Genomic DNA, 15,810 nt, shown 5'->3' with positions numbered 1-15,810 from the left:
TTAGTTTAGGATGCGCAGCTTTCGCATTCTTCAATCGTCAGTGCGCGGCTGCGTACATAATAGGTCGACTTCATACCTGATTTCCAAGCATGGATGTGCAGCTCTAAAAATTCGGTAGCTTTAATATCTGGGCGCACATACAGGTTAAAGCTTTGACCTTGGTCAATATGACGCTGACGTGCAGAAGCCATGTTGATCGAAGCATGTTGATCCAGCAAGAAAGCTGTTTTGTAGTACCAGATGGTTTTTTCATTCAAGTCTGGTGCAGGGTTAGCGATCTTGTAGGTTGTTTTCTCTTCATAGGAAAGCAACTCATACAGTGGATCAATGCTAGCGGTAGAGCCTGCAATGATGGACGTGGAACCATTAGGCGCGATGGCGAACAGCCATGCGTTACGGACACCGTTTTGTTGGACTTCTTCCGCAAGCTCGCTCCACTCGGATGTAGTGACGAATTTGCCTTCACGTGTACCATCTGTATAGCCACGGGAAGTGAAATAATGCCCAGTAGCCCAGTCGGAACCCTCGAATTTGGCATAACGGCCTTTTTCTTTCGCTAGCTCCATGCTGGATTTTACAGCCAGGTAGTTGATTTTTTCATACAAATGATCGTTATAGGTTACCGCTTCATCGGACTCCCAGCGGATGCCCTCAAGTGCGAGCAGATGATGCAGCCCAAATGTACCCAAGCCGACTGCACGATATTGGCTGTTCGTGTATTGTGCTTGCAGCACCTCAATGTTGTTGATATCAATAACATTATCCAGCATACGTACCTGAATCGGTACGAGACGATCCAGCACACCTGCCGGAACAGCACGAGCTAGATGAATGGAGTTCAGGTTGCACACCACAAAGTCGCCAGGAATTTTGGAAATAACAATGCGTGTTTGTCCGTCCTTGGTGACCAGTTCTTCTTTTTCTACTACCGTTGCAGATTGATTTTGCATAATTTCCGTACACAGGTTGGAGGAATACACCATACCATGGGCACGGTTCGGGTTAGCCCGGTTTACCGTATCGCGGTAGAACATGTACGGCGTACCTGTTTCCAACTGTGATTTCATCAGACGCTTCATGATGTCAATGGCAGGCACCGTAATACGAGAAAGGATCGGATGCTGTGACGCCTCCTCATACTTCTCGCGGAAGGAGCCTGAACCGAAGGTTTCATCATAAAAATCTTCCAGTCCCAGTGGACGACCCTTGTCATCTTTCCAGCTCATGACCTTCTTCACTTCATGCGGACAGAACAGGTTCCATTCGCCCCGTGCTTCGACCCGCTCCATGAACAGATCGGGTAGACATACGCCGTGGAACACGTCATGCGCACGCATCCGCTCATCACCGTTGTTCAGCTTTAGGTCCAGGAATGCCAGAATGTCTTTGTGGAATACGTCCAGATAAACGGCAATTGCACCTTTGCGTGTACCCAGTTGGTCTACGCTAACAGCTGTATTGTTCAACTGGCGAATCCAAGGAATAACACCAGAGCTTGTATTTTTATGTCCGCGGATATCGGAGCCGCGTGCCCGTACTTTACCGAGGTATACGCCGATGCCGCCACCCATTTTGCTAAGACGGGCTACATCGGTATTGGAATCGAAAATACCTTCCAATGAGTCGTCTACGGTGTCGATAAAGCAGCTGGAAAGCTGTCCCGCCACCTTTTTTCCGGCATTAGACATGGTTGGTGTAGCTGCTGTCATGTACATGTTGCTCATCGCCCAGTATGCTTCCTTGACCAGCTCCATACGCTTGTCGGCAGGCTCCTGATGCATCAGGTACATTGCGATAATCATGTAGCGTTCTTGCGGAAGTTCCATCACGCGTCCGTCAAAATCATTGGCCAAATAGCGCTCAGACAGCGTCAACAGTCCGATATAGTCGAACAGCAGGTCATTCTGCGGCAATATGGAATCGCCGAGTTCATCAATCTGCTCCTTGGTGTAGCAGTCAAGCAGCTCTTGACGGTAGATTCCTTTTTGAACTAAATCGGTGATCAGTGGGTAAAAAGCGCCGTAAGGCTCGTCTGCATACGATTTGTAACGGCGGTGAGTAGCTGCTTTTTTATATAAAGAAGTGAGCAAAGCACGCGCAGCAGCAAATTTCCAGTCCGGTTCTTCCTTGCTAACCAGTTCCAGGGCAGCCATTGCAAATGCGTTGCTAATTTCATCCCCCGTGACTTCATCCCGGCGCAGCTTACTGGTTACACCGCGAATGAGTCGATCTTTATCCAGCTTGTCCAGCCCGCTGAGCACACGGTCAGCATATACGGATATACGTATTTCATCAAAAGCCAACTGGCGATTGTTTGGTTTGGTTACGAGTTGTGGCATAGGATTAATTCCTCGCTTTCTTGATTTGGAATTCATACTTAGGGAATAGGCATGAAAATGATCTGAGAAAAGAAAATGATGAAAAAAGCGATGGTCAGACAGCATTTTGGGGCTGTATGTAATCCAATAACATAGAAATAGCGATGCGTCTGCCAATGAAGGGGAAAAAGATGGTTCCCGTAGGATTTATCGGCTACATCACTATATTTAGAGGTGTTATGAATATTTAACCCAACATATTGTGTGTATAAACTTAAAATTTCAAATAAGTGCAAGGAGTATTATAGCAACATTCGAAGCCATACGTAAAGGAAAAGGAATGGAAAATCAAAATATGCAGAGAAGTCGCGAGCCGTATTTGAATTGAGACGGAGTGGACGGTACAATAAATAATATAGATGCTTCCTACAGAAACAAGCGGTATACATATGGAACTTTTCTTGCAAAACAAGGTTGCTTTATGGACTGGGTTTTAGAATTTTAAAAAAGAAGATTTTTTTAAATTAAAGGAGGAACTTGGTGATGGCTATTGCAGAAGTGACTGTGATCCCGATTGGAACGGGGAGTACGAGCCTGAGCGACTATGTTGCTCAAATGCAAAAAGTGTTGAAGACGCAAAAGGGAATTACCTATGAGCTTACCTCCATGAGTACGATTATTGAGGGGTCGTTGGATGATGTGTTCACCGCTATTGCTGCGCTGCACGAAGCGCCATTCCTGGCAGGAGCCAAACGTGTTTCCACCTCGGTCAAAATTGATGATCGCCGTGATAAGCCTTCATCCAGTCGCCAAAAGCTCAGATCCGTCGCAGATAAACTATCCGGAACCACGACAGGAAATGTTACAGAATTAAATCCAAATCCTAGTTGATAAAGTTGATGTAAGTGATTGATTTTTATGTAACTAAGAGTATAATAGTTTTTGTTGTCAGTCATACTGACCTGCTGGTGTAGCTCAGGGGTAGAGCAACGCACTCGTAATGCGTAGGTCGGGGGTTCAATTCCCTTCACCAGCATCTTATAAAACTCAAGCACAGCGCGGCTTCCAAGCTTTTTGGACGTCGCGCTTTTTTTGTTGAATTGAGCATTCTTCTACCATTTTTCTACCCTTTAGTCTAGTAAAGTGGGTTCTATGGTGCTAATGCTCTCTCCTGTGATTGAATCGCCAATGTTTTTTAACACCGCTTCTTGGAGATTCGGAAGAACATGTGAATAGGTATCCAGAGTTACATTGATAGACGAATGTCCAAGTCGCTCTTGAACGATCTTTGGATGGATACCAGCTTTGAGAAGTAGTGTTGCATGAGTGTGTCGCAGATCGTGGAAACGAATCCGAGGAAAGTCGGGATGTTCCTTTACAATTTTGTCCAAAATACGATAGTAATGTCTCATAAGATTGCGGGGGCCGAGAGGCGTTCCCACACTCGTTTGAATTACTAAGCCTGAATCATTGTATAGCTTATTTCTGGCTTGCTCATGTTCTTGCTTTCTAAAGTGATTTTCTAGAAAATTAACGGTATTAGCAAACAGTGCGATGGAGCGAACGCTACTATCATTCTTAGTATCATCAAGATCATGTCCTATTTCAGAAATGGTATAAGCTTGTCGAACCGAAGCCGTTTTCCTCTTTAAATCTACCTCTGATCGGGGTAGCGCAAGTATTTCACTTTGACGCATGCCAGTAGAGGCAGCGAGCTCGAAGGCCATGAAGTATTGATCTTCAGATGCAGCATCTAGGAAGATTTTTAATTGATGTTCATTCCAGACCTCGAATTTTTTCTTTTTTCCTTGGGGTAATTCTACATAAGAGGCAACATTCTGAGTGATAACTCCCCAGGCTACTGCCCGGGTTAAAGCATCTAAAATTAGGACGTGAGCTTTCTTGATGGAGGCTACAGATAACTTGGGTAGGAGTAATTCATGATATAAATTATGGAGGTGCTGCGGTTTTAATTTTGTCATCTGCACTTTCCCGAGATTCGGCACAATGTGTGTGTTTACAAGCCACTCATAAGACTTCCAAGTACCATGTTTAACAGAGGTTTTTTTGTCTTTGAGCCAGGTCTCCATAATTTCACCGAAAGTTTTCTTGGTCGGTTCTACAAAGGTGCCTTTATTAAAAGCACTGAGAATGTCAGGCATTGCACGTTCAGCATCTCTTTTCTTATCGAAGCCTCCAGTGGGGCCAGTAAGCCACTTCCTGCGACGCTTTCCTGTTACTTCATCTTTCATATCCACGACGATGTAGTATTTCTTCCCTTTCTGGGCTATATGTCCTCTCATGACGAACCTCCTAATTGAAATAGGGAATGTATGTTCTGTTTTTGTTCCAAAAGAAAAGCCCGAAAAGGGCTTTAGGTTATATTGTACCGAAATTTCATGCGTATGGAAATTTTTCCGTACAGCTTCTAATTCAACTCAGGATTGCTTTGTAAGTGAAATACCTGATTCATTTGAGGAAGTAACTTTACGAGCAGGTATGTACTCACGATTTTGCAACTGAATTTTTCTAAAATAAGGAACCCTTTTCATCAAGGTACTGGAAACCATCGTGACATTTACTTTACTTAGGTCAATGTCTCCATATGGCTCCGCTATCTCAATTAAATTGAAGTCAGATAAAAAAGAAGTCTGAGCTTTTTCACGTGGCTTCACTTCGACACTTTTAGCAACATGCCTTGTGCCACTGGGTTTTGAGGGAACTGTACCTACAACCTTTGGTGTATGGAATCCCTGTATAAGACCATTGATTATAGGGACAAAAAAAATAAGAGCTAGAATTAAGTCTATAACTTTTCCCCACCAAGCAATCTCCCATAAGAAAATAGTTAATATACCTATGAAAGCAAGTGAAAATAGATTTCTAATTCCCTTCCCAAACAATATGGCTAAAAGGATAACTACGATTATGATAACCACCAAAACCATCCTCATGTGATCCCATCGGCTGGGGAATTTGCTAATTTGTATTAGTGTTGAAAAAATACAAAAATATCCTTCGCTAAAAAGTCACTCTTCGTGGGAAGGGCATATGGATATATAATAGTATTTGTCTATTGTTTGATGAACACAATCTCCTATATTCTTGAAACAATAGAATAGAAATTAACGTATAAAATTATACTGTGCAAAACATGAAATTAATCCAGATATTGAATGGAAGTGCAACTATGACTGACGAATTCAAAAAAATGATGTCGAACATCGAACAGTTAGAACGAGAAAAGCCGGAAGAAGTCTATGCATTCATAGAAACTAAATTGCTTGATTATATAGACACTTATAAGTCTTCATAGACCAACTTAATCATCTTCTCCAATGTTTCTTTATTTTGTGGGTCGGTTAGATCAATATTGTATTTCTTCACCAACTCCTTGAGTACATAGTCTGTAGTCTCTTGAGACAAATCATTCTTTTTAGAATTAGAGCCACTTTGTTCATTCCAAGGGGTGTCGGTACGCCCGAGTAAATAATCCGTATCAACGTCGAGGGTGTCCGCCAAAGCTACCAAGGTCTCATTTGAAGGGGTGCTATGCCCATTCTCGTAATTACTTATAGCCGCCTTGGTTAAGTTAACTTTTGAAGCTAATTCTTCTTGAGTTAGCTTCTTCTTTTTTCTTCGATACGCAACTCTATCTCCGCGAAACACACAACTTCCCCCTAAACAATAATTATAAAAGTACATGTATATTGTACATCGAAAATGCCTTATATATAAAATAAGTACATTAACCTTGTATTTTATTGTTGACATACACCAATCTTGTACTTATAATAAAGTCATGGGTACAAGGTTGGTGTACAAGTGAGGTGATAAAGTTGAAAAATCATGCCCTAGCAGATGCTAGAAAAAAAAGTGGTCTAACTCAAGAAGAACTTGCATTTAAACTTGGTTATTCAAAGGCTACGGTAAGCAATTGGGAAAATGGTTATTCTAATCCTTCCCTTACAGATGCGTTCAAAATTTCTGAAATCTTAAAAGCCGATATCAACTATCTTTTTTTTGGACTAAAAGTACAGGTTCAGTATACATCCCAAAATAAAAGTACAAGAACACAAAAGGGGGCTGGCTAAATGAGTAAACCGTCAACTATGAGTGAAAAAGCTTAGCGGCGGACACATAAACGGCTGGCATGCTACTGGATTAAATACAGTAGAGAATTAGCGGCACATATCGAGTCAAAAAAAGATAAAGCATCATAGGAAGTTTAAGCTATGCGTTTTTACTGGATTCGTTCCATAGAAGTCTGTTTGATACGGAAAGGAGGTGCAGAAATTGAATCGGCATTCTGGCGAGATTATCACGGTTCCTGAAATGGCAAGACGGATGAAAATTCGAAAGCAGGCCGCTTATGACATGGTGGAGGAACCAGGCTTTCCTATATATAACATTGGCGGTGCTCGCGGCAAACGAGTCCTCTGGCCGGAACCTTTGGAATGGCTAAGAGAGAAAAAATCAGGGGCTATATGAATAGAAGAAACCCGCCAGGCTGTACCGGCTCCAGCGGGTTGAGGGGATACGGGGGGAAGAACTTACAACCTAATACTACATCAGCCCTCTGTCCGTAATAAACGTGTCATTCGGACAAAGGAGAGGAAAAAAACATGTCAATTGGACAGTTTGGTCCCAATCTTCAAGAGGTTCTGAAACGACGGGGGGAAACGCGTAACGCAGCCGGACAAGTTACCCATGTGGATGCTTCATTAATTGGAAAGATCATCAAAGGCTCCCGCAAACCATCGAAAGAGCTCATGCAACAAGCGGCGGAGCATTATGATGACGGCCAACTTTACATTGCAGCAGCTGGGGAAGTGACAGGCGGTGCCTTTGCGCCCTGGCTGGACAATGTAGATCTACATAGGGCAAGTGTACTGTTCAAGACGGTTGAAGAAATGAGGGAAGTTCTTGTTCTGTCTGCTGAGGTCCCAATTAGCAAAACTGCTGACCAACTTACTGATTCTGAGCGCCAGAACATGAAACGTCTACTGATGGAGACGGTTGAAGCTATTACTGCTCTTACGCATTTCGCGGCAGTGTTATGTAAAGAGTATTCGTTTTCCTGGTTGGGTGCTTGGAAAGAACACCGAGCTGACCTGAAGGCAAAAAAATATATGAAATGAGGTTTAGCTATGAGCATAGTACAACAACGCATAGATGAGTTAGTTTCCATGCGCCAACGTTTATCGGAGACACAAATTGAGGATGGGAAATGGGATTGGTTTCTGAACAAGGAAATTATGGAGCTGGAACAAAAGAAAAACGCTCGGCTGGCGGGCCGAACGCTTGGTTTGAGAACTCGATTAAAGTCTCATGTGTTGCTTATTCTATCTCCTTCTGCGAGAGAAAGCAAGGGTGAGGGTGCGTGACGCAGCAGTTAAAGGAACGTCTCATTCAAAACTTTCTTGATAAGAAGGCAGGAACGCAGGCCAACACGGATGCAATAGAAGCTTTTCTACAAGCGGGCGGTTCAGCTTTTTCATCTGAATTTCAGGAGCTACTACAGGAGCGGGACGAAGCCTACTTTCAATGGAATAACGCCTTGCTGAGCCTAAATCTTCTGCCAGCAGTAGAACGGTTGGAGTTTTTCGGAAATATGTCGCCAGTGATATAGGACAAGCTGGCAACGGACAGGCCATGTCGGCCTTGTCTTCCGGCGTCGGACGGTAACATAACCTACTCCCGTTCGGCGTCGGAAGATGCGGCTGACGCATCACACAAAGCAGCGACACGATGGTACGTGTACACGCGATGGTGAGAATATCAGGCGGAAAACGACGGAGCGCGCCTGACTGCTGGTTCGAATCCAGTCTGCTTGAAATTACATACGGAAGGAGGAAACTTTGTGCAAGTTATTCAACGTTTGACCGTTGTCTCTAATCCAACAAGGATTTTTGAAGTTGGAACGGAGCTAAATGGCTGCGAAGTCATTGAGATTAAACAAGTCGGTACGGAGTATGAAAATAGTGTCCATTCGGAATTCCATGTTTTAGATGAAGATGACGTGCTTATCGTAAGCATTGAAAATGCCCCGGTGGTCGTCGAGTATCGACAGATTGCAGAGCATGACGAAATCATGGAAGGAGAATCGGCATGAACGCAACTCATAAAAAAGTGGTGGAGTTTTTTGCGAAAATTAGCACCGACGAATCTGTGGATGCTACTGAGTTTTTAGAAGCTATCGCGTTAAATGTGGGGCTTTATACTGCGCTGAAAATCAAGACAGTGGGACAACGAGAAGTCACAGAGCAGTTCAAAAGCATCATTGATACTGGCCTCAAGATAGCGAATAGCGAAGTTGTACCGAAACGAGTTAGCTTTTTCATTATAAAAAAATAGCCCGCGGCAACGGGCTATCACTGATCTTTTGAAAACTAAATATGTGAATACGGCCATCTTATCATGGGTGGCTGTTCCTAACAAGAGGGAGCGATAGTCATATGGCTATGAATGTAACTGCTGTTACAAAAGGTATCGAACGTGACGAATGGTTGAAATTGCGTAAACGCGGCATTGGTGGTTCTGATGCATCTGCGGTATCCGGGTTGAATCGGTATAAATCACCCGTTGGTGTCTTTTTAGAAAAAACGGATCAGATTGTGCCGGACGAACCAGGCGAAGCAGCTTATTGGGGGAACCAGTTAGAGGATTTAGTCGCTCGTGAGTTTATGAACCAAACTGGGTTACGTGTGCAACGCAGCAATAAGATGTATCAGCACCCAGATCATCCATTCATGCTTGGTAACGTGGATAGGCTCATTATGGATAAGGGTGGCCGTGGTATCGGAATCCTGGAGTGCAAGACAGCCAGCGCATATAAGCTGAGCGAATGGGCCGACGATCAGGTTCCTGATGAATACGCCATTCAGCTCCAACATTACATGGCCGTACTTGGTGTGGATTACGGATATTTTGCCGTTCTGATCGGTGGTCAAAAATTTCAGTACAAGCTGGTTGAGCGAAACGAAGGTATCATTGAATCCCTTATTCAAATTGAGGACGAGTTTTGGAACAAGCATGTAATTCCGCGGGTTCCACCAATGGTAGACGGTAGCGCTGCTTCGACTGAGCTACTGAATCGCTTATATCCTGCTTCTCGGCCAGCAACAGAAATTACGCTGGGGAAAGATCAGGCATTGCTGGTGGACAAGCTCATTGCTGCCAAAGAAGACGCGAAAGTGGCTGAAGAACAGGTCAAGCGATTGGAAAATGAGCTGAAGGCAGCTATCGGTGAAAATGAGGTTGCTACGTATAACGGGGAACCCTTGGTGACTTGGAAGTCTAGTCAAACAACGCGCCTGGACACTAAGCGCTTGAAGCAGGAGCAGCCGCACATCTTTGAAAAATACGCAAACACCACGTCTTCAAGACGTTTTCTGGTGAAGTAAGGAGGCTATTATGGCAGGGCAACGCAGTAACGGAGCAACCCTTGAAAAAAAGCTTCAAAATAAGGCTGCTGGGGCAAAAAACGATGCGCCTACACCTTCTCAGACCATCGCAGCTTATATGGACAAAATGAAATATCAAATTGCGGAGGCTATGCCAAAGCATATGAGCATTGAACGCCTTAGCCGGATAGCCTTAACGACGATTCGCACGAATCCCAAGCTGCTGGAATGCTCAATAGCATCTTTGATGGGAGCGGTTATGCAGTCTGCTCAGTTGGGGTTGGAGCCAGGATTATTGGGACACTGTTACCTAATTCCATTCAAAAACAACAAAACGAACACAACGGAAGTTCAATTCATCATTGGCTATAAAGGCATGATTGATTTGGCCCGTCGCTCAGGCAACATTAGATCCATTGTTGCTCATGAAGTATATGAAAATGACTTCATAGAGTTAACCTACGGCCTGGAAGAAAACCTGAAGCATGTTCCTTGGTTCTTTCGTCGAGATGCGAAACCCGCTGAATCCGGCAAGGTTATCGGTGCTTACATGGTGGCAATATTCAACGATGGCGGTCATTTCATTCATTACATGCCGATAAGCGAAATTGAAGCTCATAAAAAGCGTTCAAAGTCTGCAAATAACGGGCCTTGGGTGACGGATTATGTGGAGATGTGCAAAAAGACCGTTGTTCGCGCAGGCTGGAAGTGGCTTCCTATCAGTGTAGAGATTGCTTCTGCGGTTACTCAGGATGAAACGGTGCGTAAGGATATCACTCCAAACGATGAACCTTTTGTTTTTGATATGCCAACTGAATCTGAAGGCAGTGAAACACCTCAGTCAGGTGATGCGACTCAGCCAAATAACACTGATTCGCAGCAGCCTGCTGATGGATCAGGTCAGGACGAACTGGAATTTGAATGAGTTCTATAGATGAGATTACTGGCAAACCGCTGTTACGCAGCATGATCGGTGAACACATTTGGCGGATTAAAGAGTCCGACCCTGTAGCCTTTAAGCGCGAGGTGCGAGAATACTTCGCGCGGGGCTATCCAGGTTGGACAGTGATTCGAGCTAAGTACCCTTATATATTTCTGCGGGATGCTAGGGAGCAGAGTGTGTAAATGATTCAAGCGGTGTGAAGAAGCGAACGGTATTTATATATAAAACGCAAGAGATTAGGTGGTGAAGCCGGTGGACTCCAATGTAAATCCTCAGCCTACGGACGCACATATACGCATATCACATGAAATACATCGAGAGCTGATCCGGCGGAAGTTTACTCAGCGGCAGCGGGATATTATTGATTTTGTCCTCACGCTGAGCTGGGGATGCGGGAAGCCATCGGCTAAAATCCCTATGCTTAAACATTTTGAGCTATGTGGTGTTCGGAAGGAACATATTAAAAAGGAACTAAAAAAGCTGGTTGAAAATCATGTTCTGTTTTGGGACGAGCACATGAATGTGTTCCAGATCAATAAGTACTATGACATGTGGACTGTCGATGTGGTGGAGCGATATGACCCCAAAATGATGAACGATTTAATCAAAATTAACATTGAAACTCATACCCCAAATCTCGGCAAACCAGTTACTAAAAAAGTAACTGAGTTACCAAAAAAGCAACCGATCCGAGTTACTAAAAAGGTAACTCAGTTACACAAAAGGCAACTGTTCAGTTACCAAAAAGGTAACTCGCCAGTTACTAAAAAGGTAACTGTGAAGCGCGATTTTTGGTGTCATACCAAGGGATTTCAGCTCTCTAAAACAATATTTAAAGCAATTATTAAAAAAACCACTACTACATCTTTAGATACTGTACAGGAATTAGATACAGAGCAAAGTGGAGGAGGAGGAGGGCTTCCTTCGAATCATTCCTTTGGCTATATCTACCGCGCTTACGAAAACAATTTTGCAGATACAGGGAAAGTCACCCCGTTTGAAACCGAAGACTTGGGAGCCCTTTTCGACGATTACGGTGGAGAATGGCTTATGAAAGCCATGAGGGAAGCCGTTCGACAGAAGAAAAAGAGTTTGGCTTACGTCCGGGGAACGCTGGAAGGATACCGTAAACGCGGGGGACCGGAAACAGAACGCCGAATGGATCGGGCTTCACCGGCGGAAGCAGAAATTCGGGAAGACGACCCTATTACGATCTTGATGAGAAAGGCAGATGAGCAGCGACTTGCTGAATACGGAGTTACTTGAGGCTGAAATATTAGGTTCCTTTTTTCGAGACCCCTCCCTTGTTGGGGAAGTCGCCGTAACACTAGAACCAAGTTTATTTACACAACCTTGGCATCGTAATCTGCTGAAAATGATACTAGAACTACATCGGACTGAACAGGAACTGTCCATGACTATGTTGGTGACGGTATTCGAAAAGCATCTTGAAAAGGTGGGTGGAGTTTCTTACCTGTCTAAACTGGCCAGCTCTGCGGTTGCAGTTTCAATGCTGGAGCAGAATATCAGGCAGCTCATCGAAACCGATGCTCGTCGTAAAGCGCTGGATTTGGTCGGTGAATACCGTGATAAATTTTTGGATTTGTCGTCAGGCGGGTTTGAGGAATTACTGGATGAGTTTGAACAACGCTCACTGGATATTCGTCCTAAAGCATTGCAAAAGGATACGGCGGTTGACGACATCATCCAGTGGTATGAGGACTTGGTACTTAAAACGCAAGATCCTTCCCGAGCGCTTGGTATTATGACAGGCTGGTCAGCATTGGACCGACTGACGCTAGGGTTCCAGCGTACTAACCTGGTTGTCATTGGAGCTCGAACTAGCATGGGTAAATCAGCCGTTGCCAATGAAATTAAGATGCGGGCCACCCAGCGGGGACATAAGGTTGCGGACTTTAGCTTGGAAATGTCCAAGGTGCAGATTTATAACCGGATGATCGCTAATCTGTGCAGTATTCCTCTGCAAGCTATACGTTCAGGGCATCTGAAACCGGAACAGATCGAGCGTATTTCTATGCAGATGGAGTTTCTGCGGAAAATTCATATCGATGATAGCCGGGGCGTGACTGCGGAGTACATTTGTTCCGAAATGCGCCGATTGAAGCGGCAAGAAGGACTTGATTTGGTCATTGTAGATTACTTACAGGAAGTGGTTGAGCCTGCTGAACGAAACGACAACAGTGGTTCTGGCTTGCATCGGGTTTGTCAGAAGCTACGGAAGGCGGCAAAAGACTGTGACTGCGCACTGATCGGCTTATCTCAGGTCAAGCAGGATGTGGAGAGTCGGCAGAATAAAAGACCATTCGTTTCAGACTTATCAGGCAGCGCCGCAATCAGCGCGGTTGCTGACGATATCCTCTTGTTGTACAGGGACGAATATTACAATCCTGATACACCGGACCCGGGTATCTTGGAAATCAACCTCGCAAAACAACGTAATGGTCCTACTGGAGTAGTGAAACTCAAATTTGAGAAAGACACACAACAAATCGCGTAGGGGAGGAACGGACATGAAACAGGGGAAACGACTCACCAAAAAGCAAAAGATTGGATTGTTAAAGGCCAGACCAGGTGTGACACTGGACAACTGGGTCTCAGAACGGGAAACAGCAGATGGGGTCGTGCTGCTAAACAAATTCTCAGGAAAGCGGTGGCTGCTAAATAAGCACTATGGAGCATTGCAGCCTTACAAGGTACGGGCCTAATGCAGCCGTCATGCTGGACGCGCTGGAGCGTCTATGAGTACATGAAACATCGGTTTGTCCGTACTGGACAAGTTCCGAATGAATCGGAATTACTCGAGGAGCTGCCGGACATCAATCGGAGCGAGCTGTCTGAGGGGATGGCCGAATTTCGCCTGATTCTTGGTGACTGGCCCATCGCTGGAGGTGACAGCTCATGCAGCGCCAGATAAAGGACCCGATGTATCAAACTCAGTTAAAGCAAACTGTACGAGACCGAAGCGGTAGGGTGATAGGCGAGGTATTTGTCCTTGAACACAGTATGTTGCTGGTCAAGCAGTCGCGTAAGCGTAAAAAGAGGGGGAAGCAGATTTGAAGATTATGGGAATTGACCATGGCACGAATTTTGCTGGTTGGGCCACAATGCGAAATGGTAAGCCGATAGACTTTGGATTAAGGGACTTTTCGTCAATTACAATGCCTAGTGTTTTGGACGCCATCTATCAGGACACATTCCGACTGATCGAGCAGGAAGAACCGGAATTGATTGTACTGGAGCGTCCAGTTCACTTTAAAAATGCCAACAGTGTACTAGCACTTGTCGGGGCGTATACTTCTGTTTCCTTGGCTGCCCTGCATTTGGACAAGCCGATTGTGGGCATCCGTCCTTCGGAGCTCAAAATTCAGACAGGTAAAGGGAATGCGGATAAAGAGACAGTCGCCATGGAAATGCAGATGTTGTTCGACCTCGACTATGACGAGATCGCCATTCCTGTCCTGTACAAGAAAAACGATCCACGGGGCAAGTACAAAATCGGGGACATAAGGGAACGTCTTTTTGATCCTTCAGACGCTATCGCACTTTGCTGGGCCTATCATCAAAATTTCATTAAGGGAGTGGCTTAAAGATGAGCTATATAAATTTCAAAGGTACGGTTAAAAAGATCAATCTCAAGTCATCGGAAGAAACGGAAATTACAATCAGTATCCCAGCTTCTGAGCTGGACGGCCAATATAATACGCTTCAAAGCATGTTGGAGCTTAAAGTTATCGGAGGCCTGGATTCACAGATTGTCACGTACAAAGTTTTGAAGAATGCCAGAACGGGCAAGCCAATCACGAAATACACCGTGGATGATGGTGGTGTGGTATCTATAGCGAAGCCGGAAGGAGAGCAGCTCTCCATGGATCTTGGGCTTCCTCCTGAGAAAGTGGAGGTTAAAGCTGATCCAGAGCAGATTGACCTTGAAATTATTCAGGACTTTATACTTAGCGGGCTGGCGCCGCGCTTTGACGACATGCAGTATGACTTTTTGGAAATTACAGAGCGCTTGTCCAGTGGGGACACCTATCTGAAAATAGCTGCCGATATTGGTATGGGTGTGGGCGTGTTTGTGGTTATGGTGGATGAGTACCGTAAGCGGGTCGCGCCAATGGCTGCAAAGTGGGATGAATGGCGCAAAGGCCAAGTCAATACGGTACCGCCGAAAGATGGGGAGCCAGTAAACAGTCAGCAAGAAGAACAACAAAATGGCGATCAGCCGGGAGAGCAAGAAGGTGCTAATACTGATCCGTCCGAGCAGACTGGAGAAAATGAATCTGAGAATGACAACAAGCCGAAGGATGACTCAAATCCTGCTACTGACACAGATTCCGAGACGACAGTCGATAAGGAGGAGCTGGAAGAATACATTCTGAAAGTCCGTCCTACCTTTGACGATATTCCTGTTGATTTCCCTACTTTGCTTCAACAGCGCCGTGAAGAAGGCAAGACGTGGATGCAGATTGCTAAAAGCATCGGCTTGACCAGTGGCCAGATCACTACCAAATGGACAGCTTATAAGAAGATGGTTGCCAAGCAAATGAGAAACGGGGGAGCGGCGTAAGGCGTTCCTTTCATAAAGCAACGTGGCCCCTACCCTCACGGGCTACGGCGGCCACTTGCACCTATAAAACGGAACGTATGATCTTATTTCAACTCGAAAGGACGATATCTATGAATGGATCTATGAAAAATAAGATAACCGTAGAATTGGAGGCATTGCTTTCACGAATGCAGCGCGTTAGTCAGATGATTGTCACTGCTGAGGAAAATTGGACAGCACATTACAACAGGGGAAATCCGGATGATCAGTACCTCCGTGGGATGTTTTGCCGGGTAGGCAACCTTCTGGATGATGCTAAACGATTGCTTGACCAGACCTTTGCTGAGGTAGTAGACGAGGGTATACTAACTAAAAATGTGGGCGGCCGATATGCTTTGCATGGACGGGAGTTCACTTCTGGACAAACACTTGAGTATCAGGACCAAAATGACGACGGTGTTTGCTGGGAACTCTCGCGTATCGAACACAACGGATATGATTACTACTTAGTCGATGACTGTAGCATACCGCTTGAAGGGCTACGCGTTCGGTACAAACACATTGCACGCTGAGAAG

The 15,810-nt window shown here is 44.9% G+C and carries 23 protein-coding genes and 1 tRNA gene; 20 read left to right on the top strand and 4 right to left on the bottom strand.

Annotated elements, in window-relative coordinates:
- Positions 1 to 5 precede the first annotated feature (5 nt).
- Positions 6 to 2,339, bottom strand: coding sequence for a ribonucleoside-diphosphate reductase subunit alpha (locus ACXHJ2_RS21170; RefSeq protein ID WP_165083358.1), 2,334 nt, complete (start codon positions 2,337 to 2,339; stop codon positions 6 to 8).
- 522 nt (positions 2,340 to 2,861) lie between these two features.
- Here ACXHJ2_RS21170 and ACXHJ2_RS21165 point away from each other — a divergent pair.
- The gene (locus ACXHJ2_RS21165; protein ID WP_040102273.1) at positions 2,862 to 3,209 is read left to right on the top strand and encodes an MTH1187 family thiamine-binding protein; all 348 of its coding nucleotides are present in this window, start codon (positions 2,862 to 2,864) and stop codon (positions 3,207 to 3,209) included.
- Between the two features lie 73 nt (positions 3,210 to 3,282).
- Positions 3,283 to 3,354: transfer RNA gene (locus tag ACXHJ2_RS21160), tRNA-Thr, on the top strand.
- Positions 3,355 to 3,448: 94 nt separating this feature from the next.
- On the opposite strand, the gene ACXHJ2_RS21155 is transcribed toward ACXHJ2_RS21160, so the two are convergent.
- The 3 genes from ACXHJ2_RS21155 to ACXHJ2_RS21145 form a co-directional block, all read right to left on the bottom strand.
- Positions 3,449 to 4,621 carry a site-specific integrase gene (locus ACXHJ2_RS21155; RefSeq protein ID WP_165083360.1) on the bottom strand — a complete coding sequence of 391 codons (1,173 nt, stop codon included), beginning with the start codon at positions 4,619 to 4,621 and terminating at the stop codon, positions 3,449 to 3,451.
- A gap of 135 nt (positions 4,622 to 4,756) precedes the next feature.
- A complete protein-coding gene (locus ACXHJ2_RS21150; protein ID WP_165083362.1) occupies positions 4,757 to 5,257 on the bottom strand; it encodes a hypothetical protein in 501 nt (166 codons plus the stop codon).
- 361 nt (positions 5,258 to 5,618) lie between these two features.
- Positions 5,619 to 5,987, bottom strand: coding sequence for a helix-turn-helix domain-containing protein (locus ACXHJ2_RS21145; protein ID WP_238791115.1), 369 nt, complete (start codon positions 5,985 to 5,987; stop codon positions 5,619 to 5,621).
- A 170-nt stretch (positions 5,988 to 6,157) separates the two neighbouring features.
- On the opposite strand from ACXHJ2_RS21145, the gene ACXHJ2_RS21140 reads away from it, so the two are divergent.
- The 18 genes from ACXHJ2_RS21140 to ACXHJ2_RS21055 all read left to right on the top strand — a co-directional run bounded on the left by ACXHJ2_RS21140 (position 6,158) and on the right by ACXHJ2_RS21055 (position 15,806).
- Positions 6,158 to 6,412, top strand: a complete 255-nt coding sequence (locus ACXHJ2_RS21140) for a helix-turn-helix transcriptional regulator (protein ID WP_049817010.1) — start codon at positions 6,158 to 6,160, stop codon at positions 6,410 to 6,412.
- 202 nt (positions 6,413 to 6,614) lie between these two features.
- The gene (locus ACXHJ2_RS21135; RefSeq protein ID WP_165083366.1) at positions 6,615 to 6,809 is read left to right on the top strand and encodes a hypothetical protein; all 195 of its coding nucleotides are present in this window, start codon (positions 6,615 to 6,617) and stop codon (positions 6,807 to 6,809) included.
- A 134-nt stretch (positions 6,810 to 6,943) separates the two neighbouring features.
- Positions 6,944 to 7,459 carry a helix-turn-helix domain-containing protein gene (locus tag ACXHJ2_RS21130; RefSeq protein ID WP_075153628.1) on the top strand — a complete coding sequence of 172 codons (516 nt, stop codon included), beginning with the start codon at positions 6,944 to 6,946 and terminating at the stop codon, positions 7,457 to 7,459.
- 9 nt (positions 7,460 to 7,468) lie between these two features.
- Complete coding sequence (locus ACXHJ2_RS21125) at positions 7,469 to 7,705, top strand: hypothetical protein (RefSeq protein WP_165083368.1); 237 nt, start codon at positions 7,469 to 7,471, stop codon at positions 7,703 to 7,705.
- The gene (locus ACXHJ2_RS21120) at positions 7,702 to 7,950 is read left to right on the top strand and encodes a hypothetical protein (protein ID WP_165083370.1); all 249 of its coding nucleotides are present in this window, start codon (positions 7,702 to 7,704) and stop codon (positions 7,948 to 7,950) included. Before ACXHJ2_RS21125 ends, ACXHJ2_RS21120 begins: the two co-directional genes overlap by 4 nt.
- A 231-nt stretch (positions 7,951 to 8,181) precedes the next feature.
- Entirely contained in the window at positions 8,182 to 8,433 is a 252-nt protein-coding gene (locus tag ACXHJ2_RS21115; protein ID WP_165083372.1) for a hypothetical protein, read from the top strand.
- A complete protein-coding gene (locus tag ACXHJ2_RS21110; RefSeq protein ID WP_076294482.1) occupies positions 8,430 to 8,675 on the top strand; it encodes a hypothetical protein in 246 nt (81 codons plus the stop codon). The genes ACXHJ2_RS21115 and ACXHJ2_RS21110 overlap by 4 nt, the downstream gene beginning before the upstream one ends.
- A gap of 101 nt (positions 8,676 to 8,776) precedes the next feature.
- Positions 8,777 to 9,724: a YqaJ viral recombinase family nuclease gene (locus ACXHJ2_RS21105; protein ID WP_165083374.1), complete on the top strand. Its 948-nt coding sequence runs from the start codon at positions 8,777 to 8,779 to the stop codon at positions 9,722 to 9,724.
- A 10-nt stretch (positions 9,725 to 9,734) separates the two neighbouring features.
- Positions 9,735 to 10,649: a recombination protein RecT gene (recT, locus tag ACXHJ2_RS21100; RefSeq protein ID WP_165083376.1), complete on the top strand. Its 915-nt coding sequence runs from the start codon at positions 9,735 to 9,737 to the stop codon at positions 10,647 to 10,649.
- The gene (locus ACXHJ2_RS21095; protein WP_165083378.1) at positions 10,646 to 10,849 is read left to right on the top strand and encodes a hypothetical protein; all 204 of its coding nucleotides are present in this window, start codon (positions 10,646 to 10,648) and stop codon (positions 10,847 to 10,849) included. The genes recT and ACXHJ2_RS21095 overlap by 4 nt, the downstream gene beginning before the upstream one ends.
- A gap of 70 nt (positions 10,850 to 10,919) precedes the next feature.
- Positions 10,920 to 11,933, top strand: a complete 1,014-nt coding sequence (locus ACXHJ2_RS21090; RefSeq protein ID WP_165083380.1) for a replication protein — start codon at positions 10,920 to 10,922, stop codon at positions 11,931 to 11,933.
- A complete protein-coding gene (locus tag ACXHJ2_RS21085; protein WP_185156546.1) occupies positions 11,899 to 13,185 on the top strand; it encodes a replicative DNA helicase in 1,287 nt (428 codons plus the stop codon). Before ACXHJ2_RS21090 ends, ACXHJ2_RS21085 begins: the two co-directional genes overlap by 35 nt.
- A 13-nt stretch (positions 13,186 to 13,198) precedes the next feature.
- Positions 13,199 to 13,393 (top strand): DUF6906 family protein, encoded by a 195-nt coding sequence (locus ACXHJ2_RS21080; protein WP_013372040.1) that lies wholly within the window; start codon positions 13,199 to 13,201, stop codon positions 13,391 to 13,393.
- 41 nt (positions 13,394 to 13,434) lie between these two features.
- Positions 13,435 to 13,602: a hypothetical protein gene (locus tag ACXHJ2_RS21075; protein WP_238791116.1), complete on the top strand. Its 168-nt coding sequence runs from the start codon at positions 13,435 to 13,437 to the stop codon at positions 13,600 to 13,602.
- Complete coding sequence (locus tag ACXHJ2_RS21070) at positions 13,587 to 13,745, top strand: hypothetical protein (protein ID WP_165083384.1); 159 nt, start codon at positions 13,587 to 13,589, stop codon at positions 13,743 to 13,745. Before ACXHJ2_RS21075 ends, ACXHJ2_RS21070 begins: the two co-directional genes overlap by 16 nt.
- Before the next feature lie 5 nt (positions 13,746 to 13,750).
- Complete coding sequence (locus ACXHJ2_RS21065; RefSeq protein ID WP_238791122.1) at positions 13,751 to 14,275, top strand: crossover junction endodeoxyribonuclease RuvC; 525 nt, start codon at positions 13,751 to 13,753, stop codon at positions 14,273 to 14,275.
- A gap of 2 nt (positions 14,276 to 14,277) precedes the next feature.
- Entirely contained in the window at positions 14,278 to 15,255 is a 978-nt protein-coding gene (locus tag ACXHJ2_RS21060; protein ID WP_165083388.1) for a hypothetical protein, read from the top strand.
- Positions 15,256 to 15,377: 122 nt separating this feature from the next.
- Positions 15,378 to 15,806 carry a DUF5348 domain-containing protein gene (locus ACXHJ2_RS21055; protein ID WP_238791668.1) on the top strand — a complete coding sequence of 143 codons (429 nt, stop codon included), beginning with the start codon at positions 15,378 to 15,380 and terminating at the stop codon, positions 15,804 to 15,806.
- Positions 15,807 to 15,810: the final 4 nt, after the last annotated feature.

The organism is Paenibacillus sp. ALE3, assembly GCF_054113405.1.
Note: the sequence above shows the minus strand (reverse complement) of the source record. Positions and strands in the feature narration are given on the sequence as shown.

Coding starts and splice junctions, on each gene's coding strand:
- ACXHJ2_RS21170 (WP_165083358.1), bottom strand. CDS start 2,339: ATGCCACAACTCGTAACCAAACCAAACAATCGCCAGTTGGCTTTTGAT.
- ACXHJ2_RS21165 (WP_040102273.1), top strand. CDS start 2,862: ATGGCTATTGCAGAAGTGACTGTGATCCCGATTGGAACGGGGAGTACG.
- ACXHJ2_RS21155 (WP_165083360.1), bottom strand. CDS start 4,621: ATGAGAGGACATATAGCCCAGAAAGGGAAGAAATACTACATCGTCGTG.
- ACXHJ2_RS21130 (WP_075153628.1), top strand. CDS start 6,944: ATGTCAATTGGACAGTTTGGTCCCAATCTTCAAGAGGTTCTGAAACGA.
- ACXHJ2_RS21125 (WP_165083368.1), top strand. CDS start 7,469: ATGAGCATAGTACAACAACGCATAGATGAGTTAGTTTCCATGCGCCAA.
- ACXHJ2_RS21110 (WP_076294482.1), top strand. CDS start 8,430: ATGAACGCAACTCATAAAAAAGTGGTGGAGTTTTTTGCGAAAATTAGC.
- ACXHJ2_RS21105 (WP_165083374.1), top strand. CDS start 8,777: ATGGCTATGAATGTAACTGCTGTTACAAAAGGTATCGAACGTGACGAA.
- recT (WP_165083376.1), top strand. CDS start 9,735: ATGGCAGGGCAACGCAGTAACGGAGCAACCCTTGAAAAAAAGCTTCAA.
- ACXHJ2_RS21095 (WP_165083378.1), top strand. CDS start 10,646: ATGAGTTCTATAGATGAGATTACTGGCAAACCGCTGTTACGCAGCATG.
- ACXHJ2_RS21085 (WP_185156546.1), top strand. CDS start 11,899: ATGAGCAGCGACTTGCTGAATACGGAGTTACTTGAGGCTGAAATATTA.
- ACXHJ2_RS21080 (WP_013372040.1), top strand. CDS start 13,199: ATGAAACAGGGGAAACGACTCACCAAAAAGCAAAAGATTGGATTGTTA.
- ACXHJ2_RS21075 (WP_238791116.1), top strand. CDS start 13,435: ATGAAACATCGGTTTGTCCGTACTGGACAAGTTCCGAATGAATCGGAA.
- ACXHJ2_RS21070 (WP_165083384.1), top strand. CDS start 13,587: ATGCAGCGCCAGATAAAGGACCCGATGTATCAAACTCAGTTAAAGCAA.
- ACXHJ2_RS21065 (WP_238791122.1), top strand. CDS start 13,751: ATGGGAATTGACCATGGCACGAATTTTGCTGGTTGGGCCACAATGCGA.
- ACXHJ2_RS21060 (WP_165083388.1), top strand. CDS start 14,278: ATGAGCTATATAAATTTCAAAGGTACGGTTAAAAAGATCAATCTCAAG.
- ACXHJ2_RS21055 (WP_238791668.1), top strand. CDS start 15,378: ATGAAAAATAAGATAACCGTAGAATTGGAGGCATTGCTTTCACGAATG.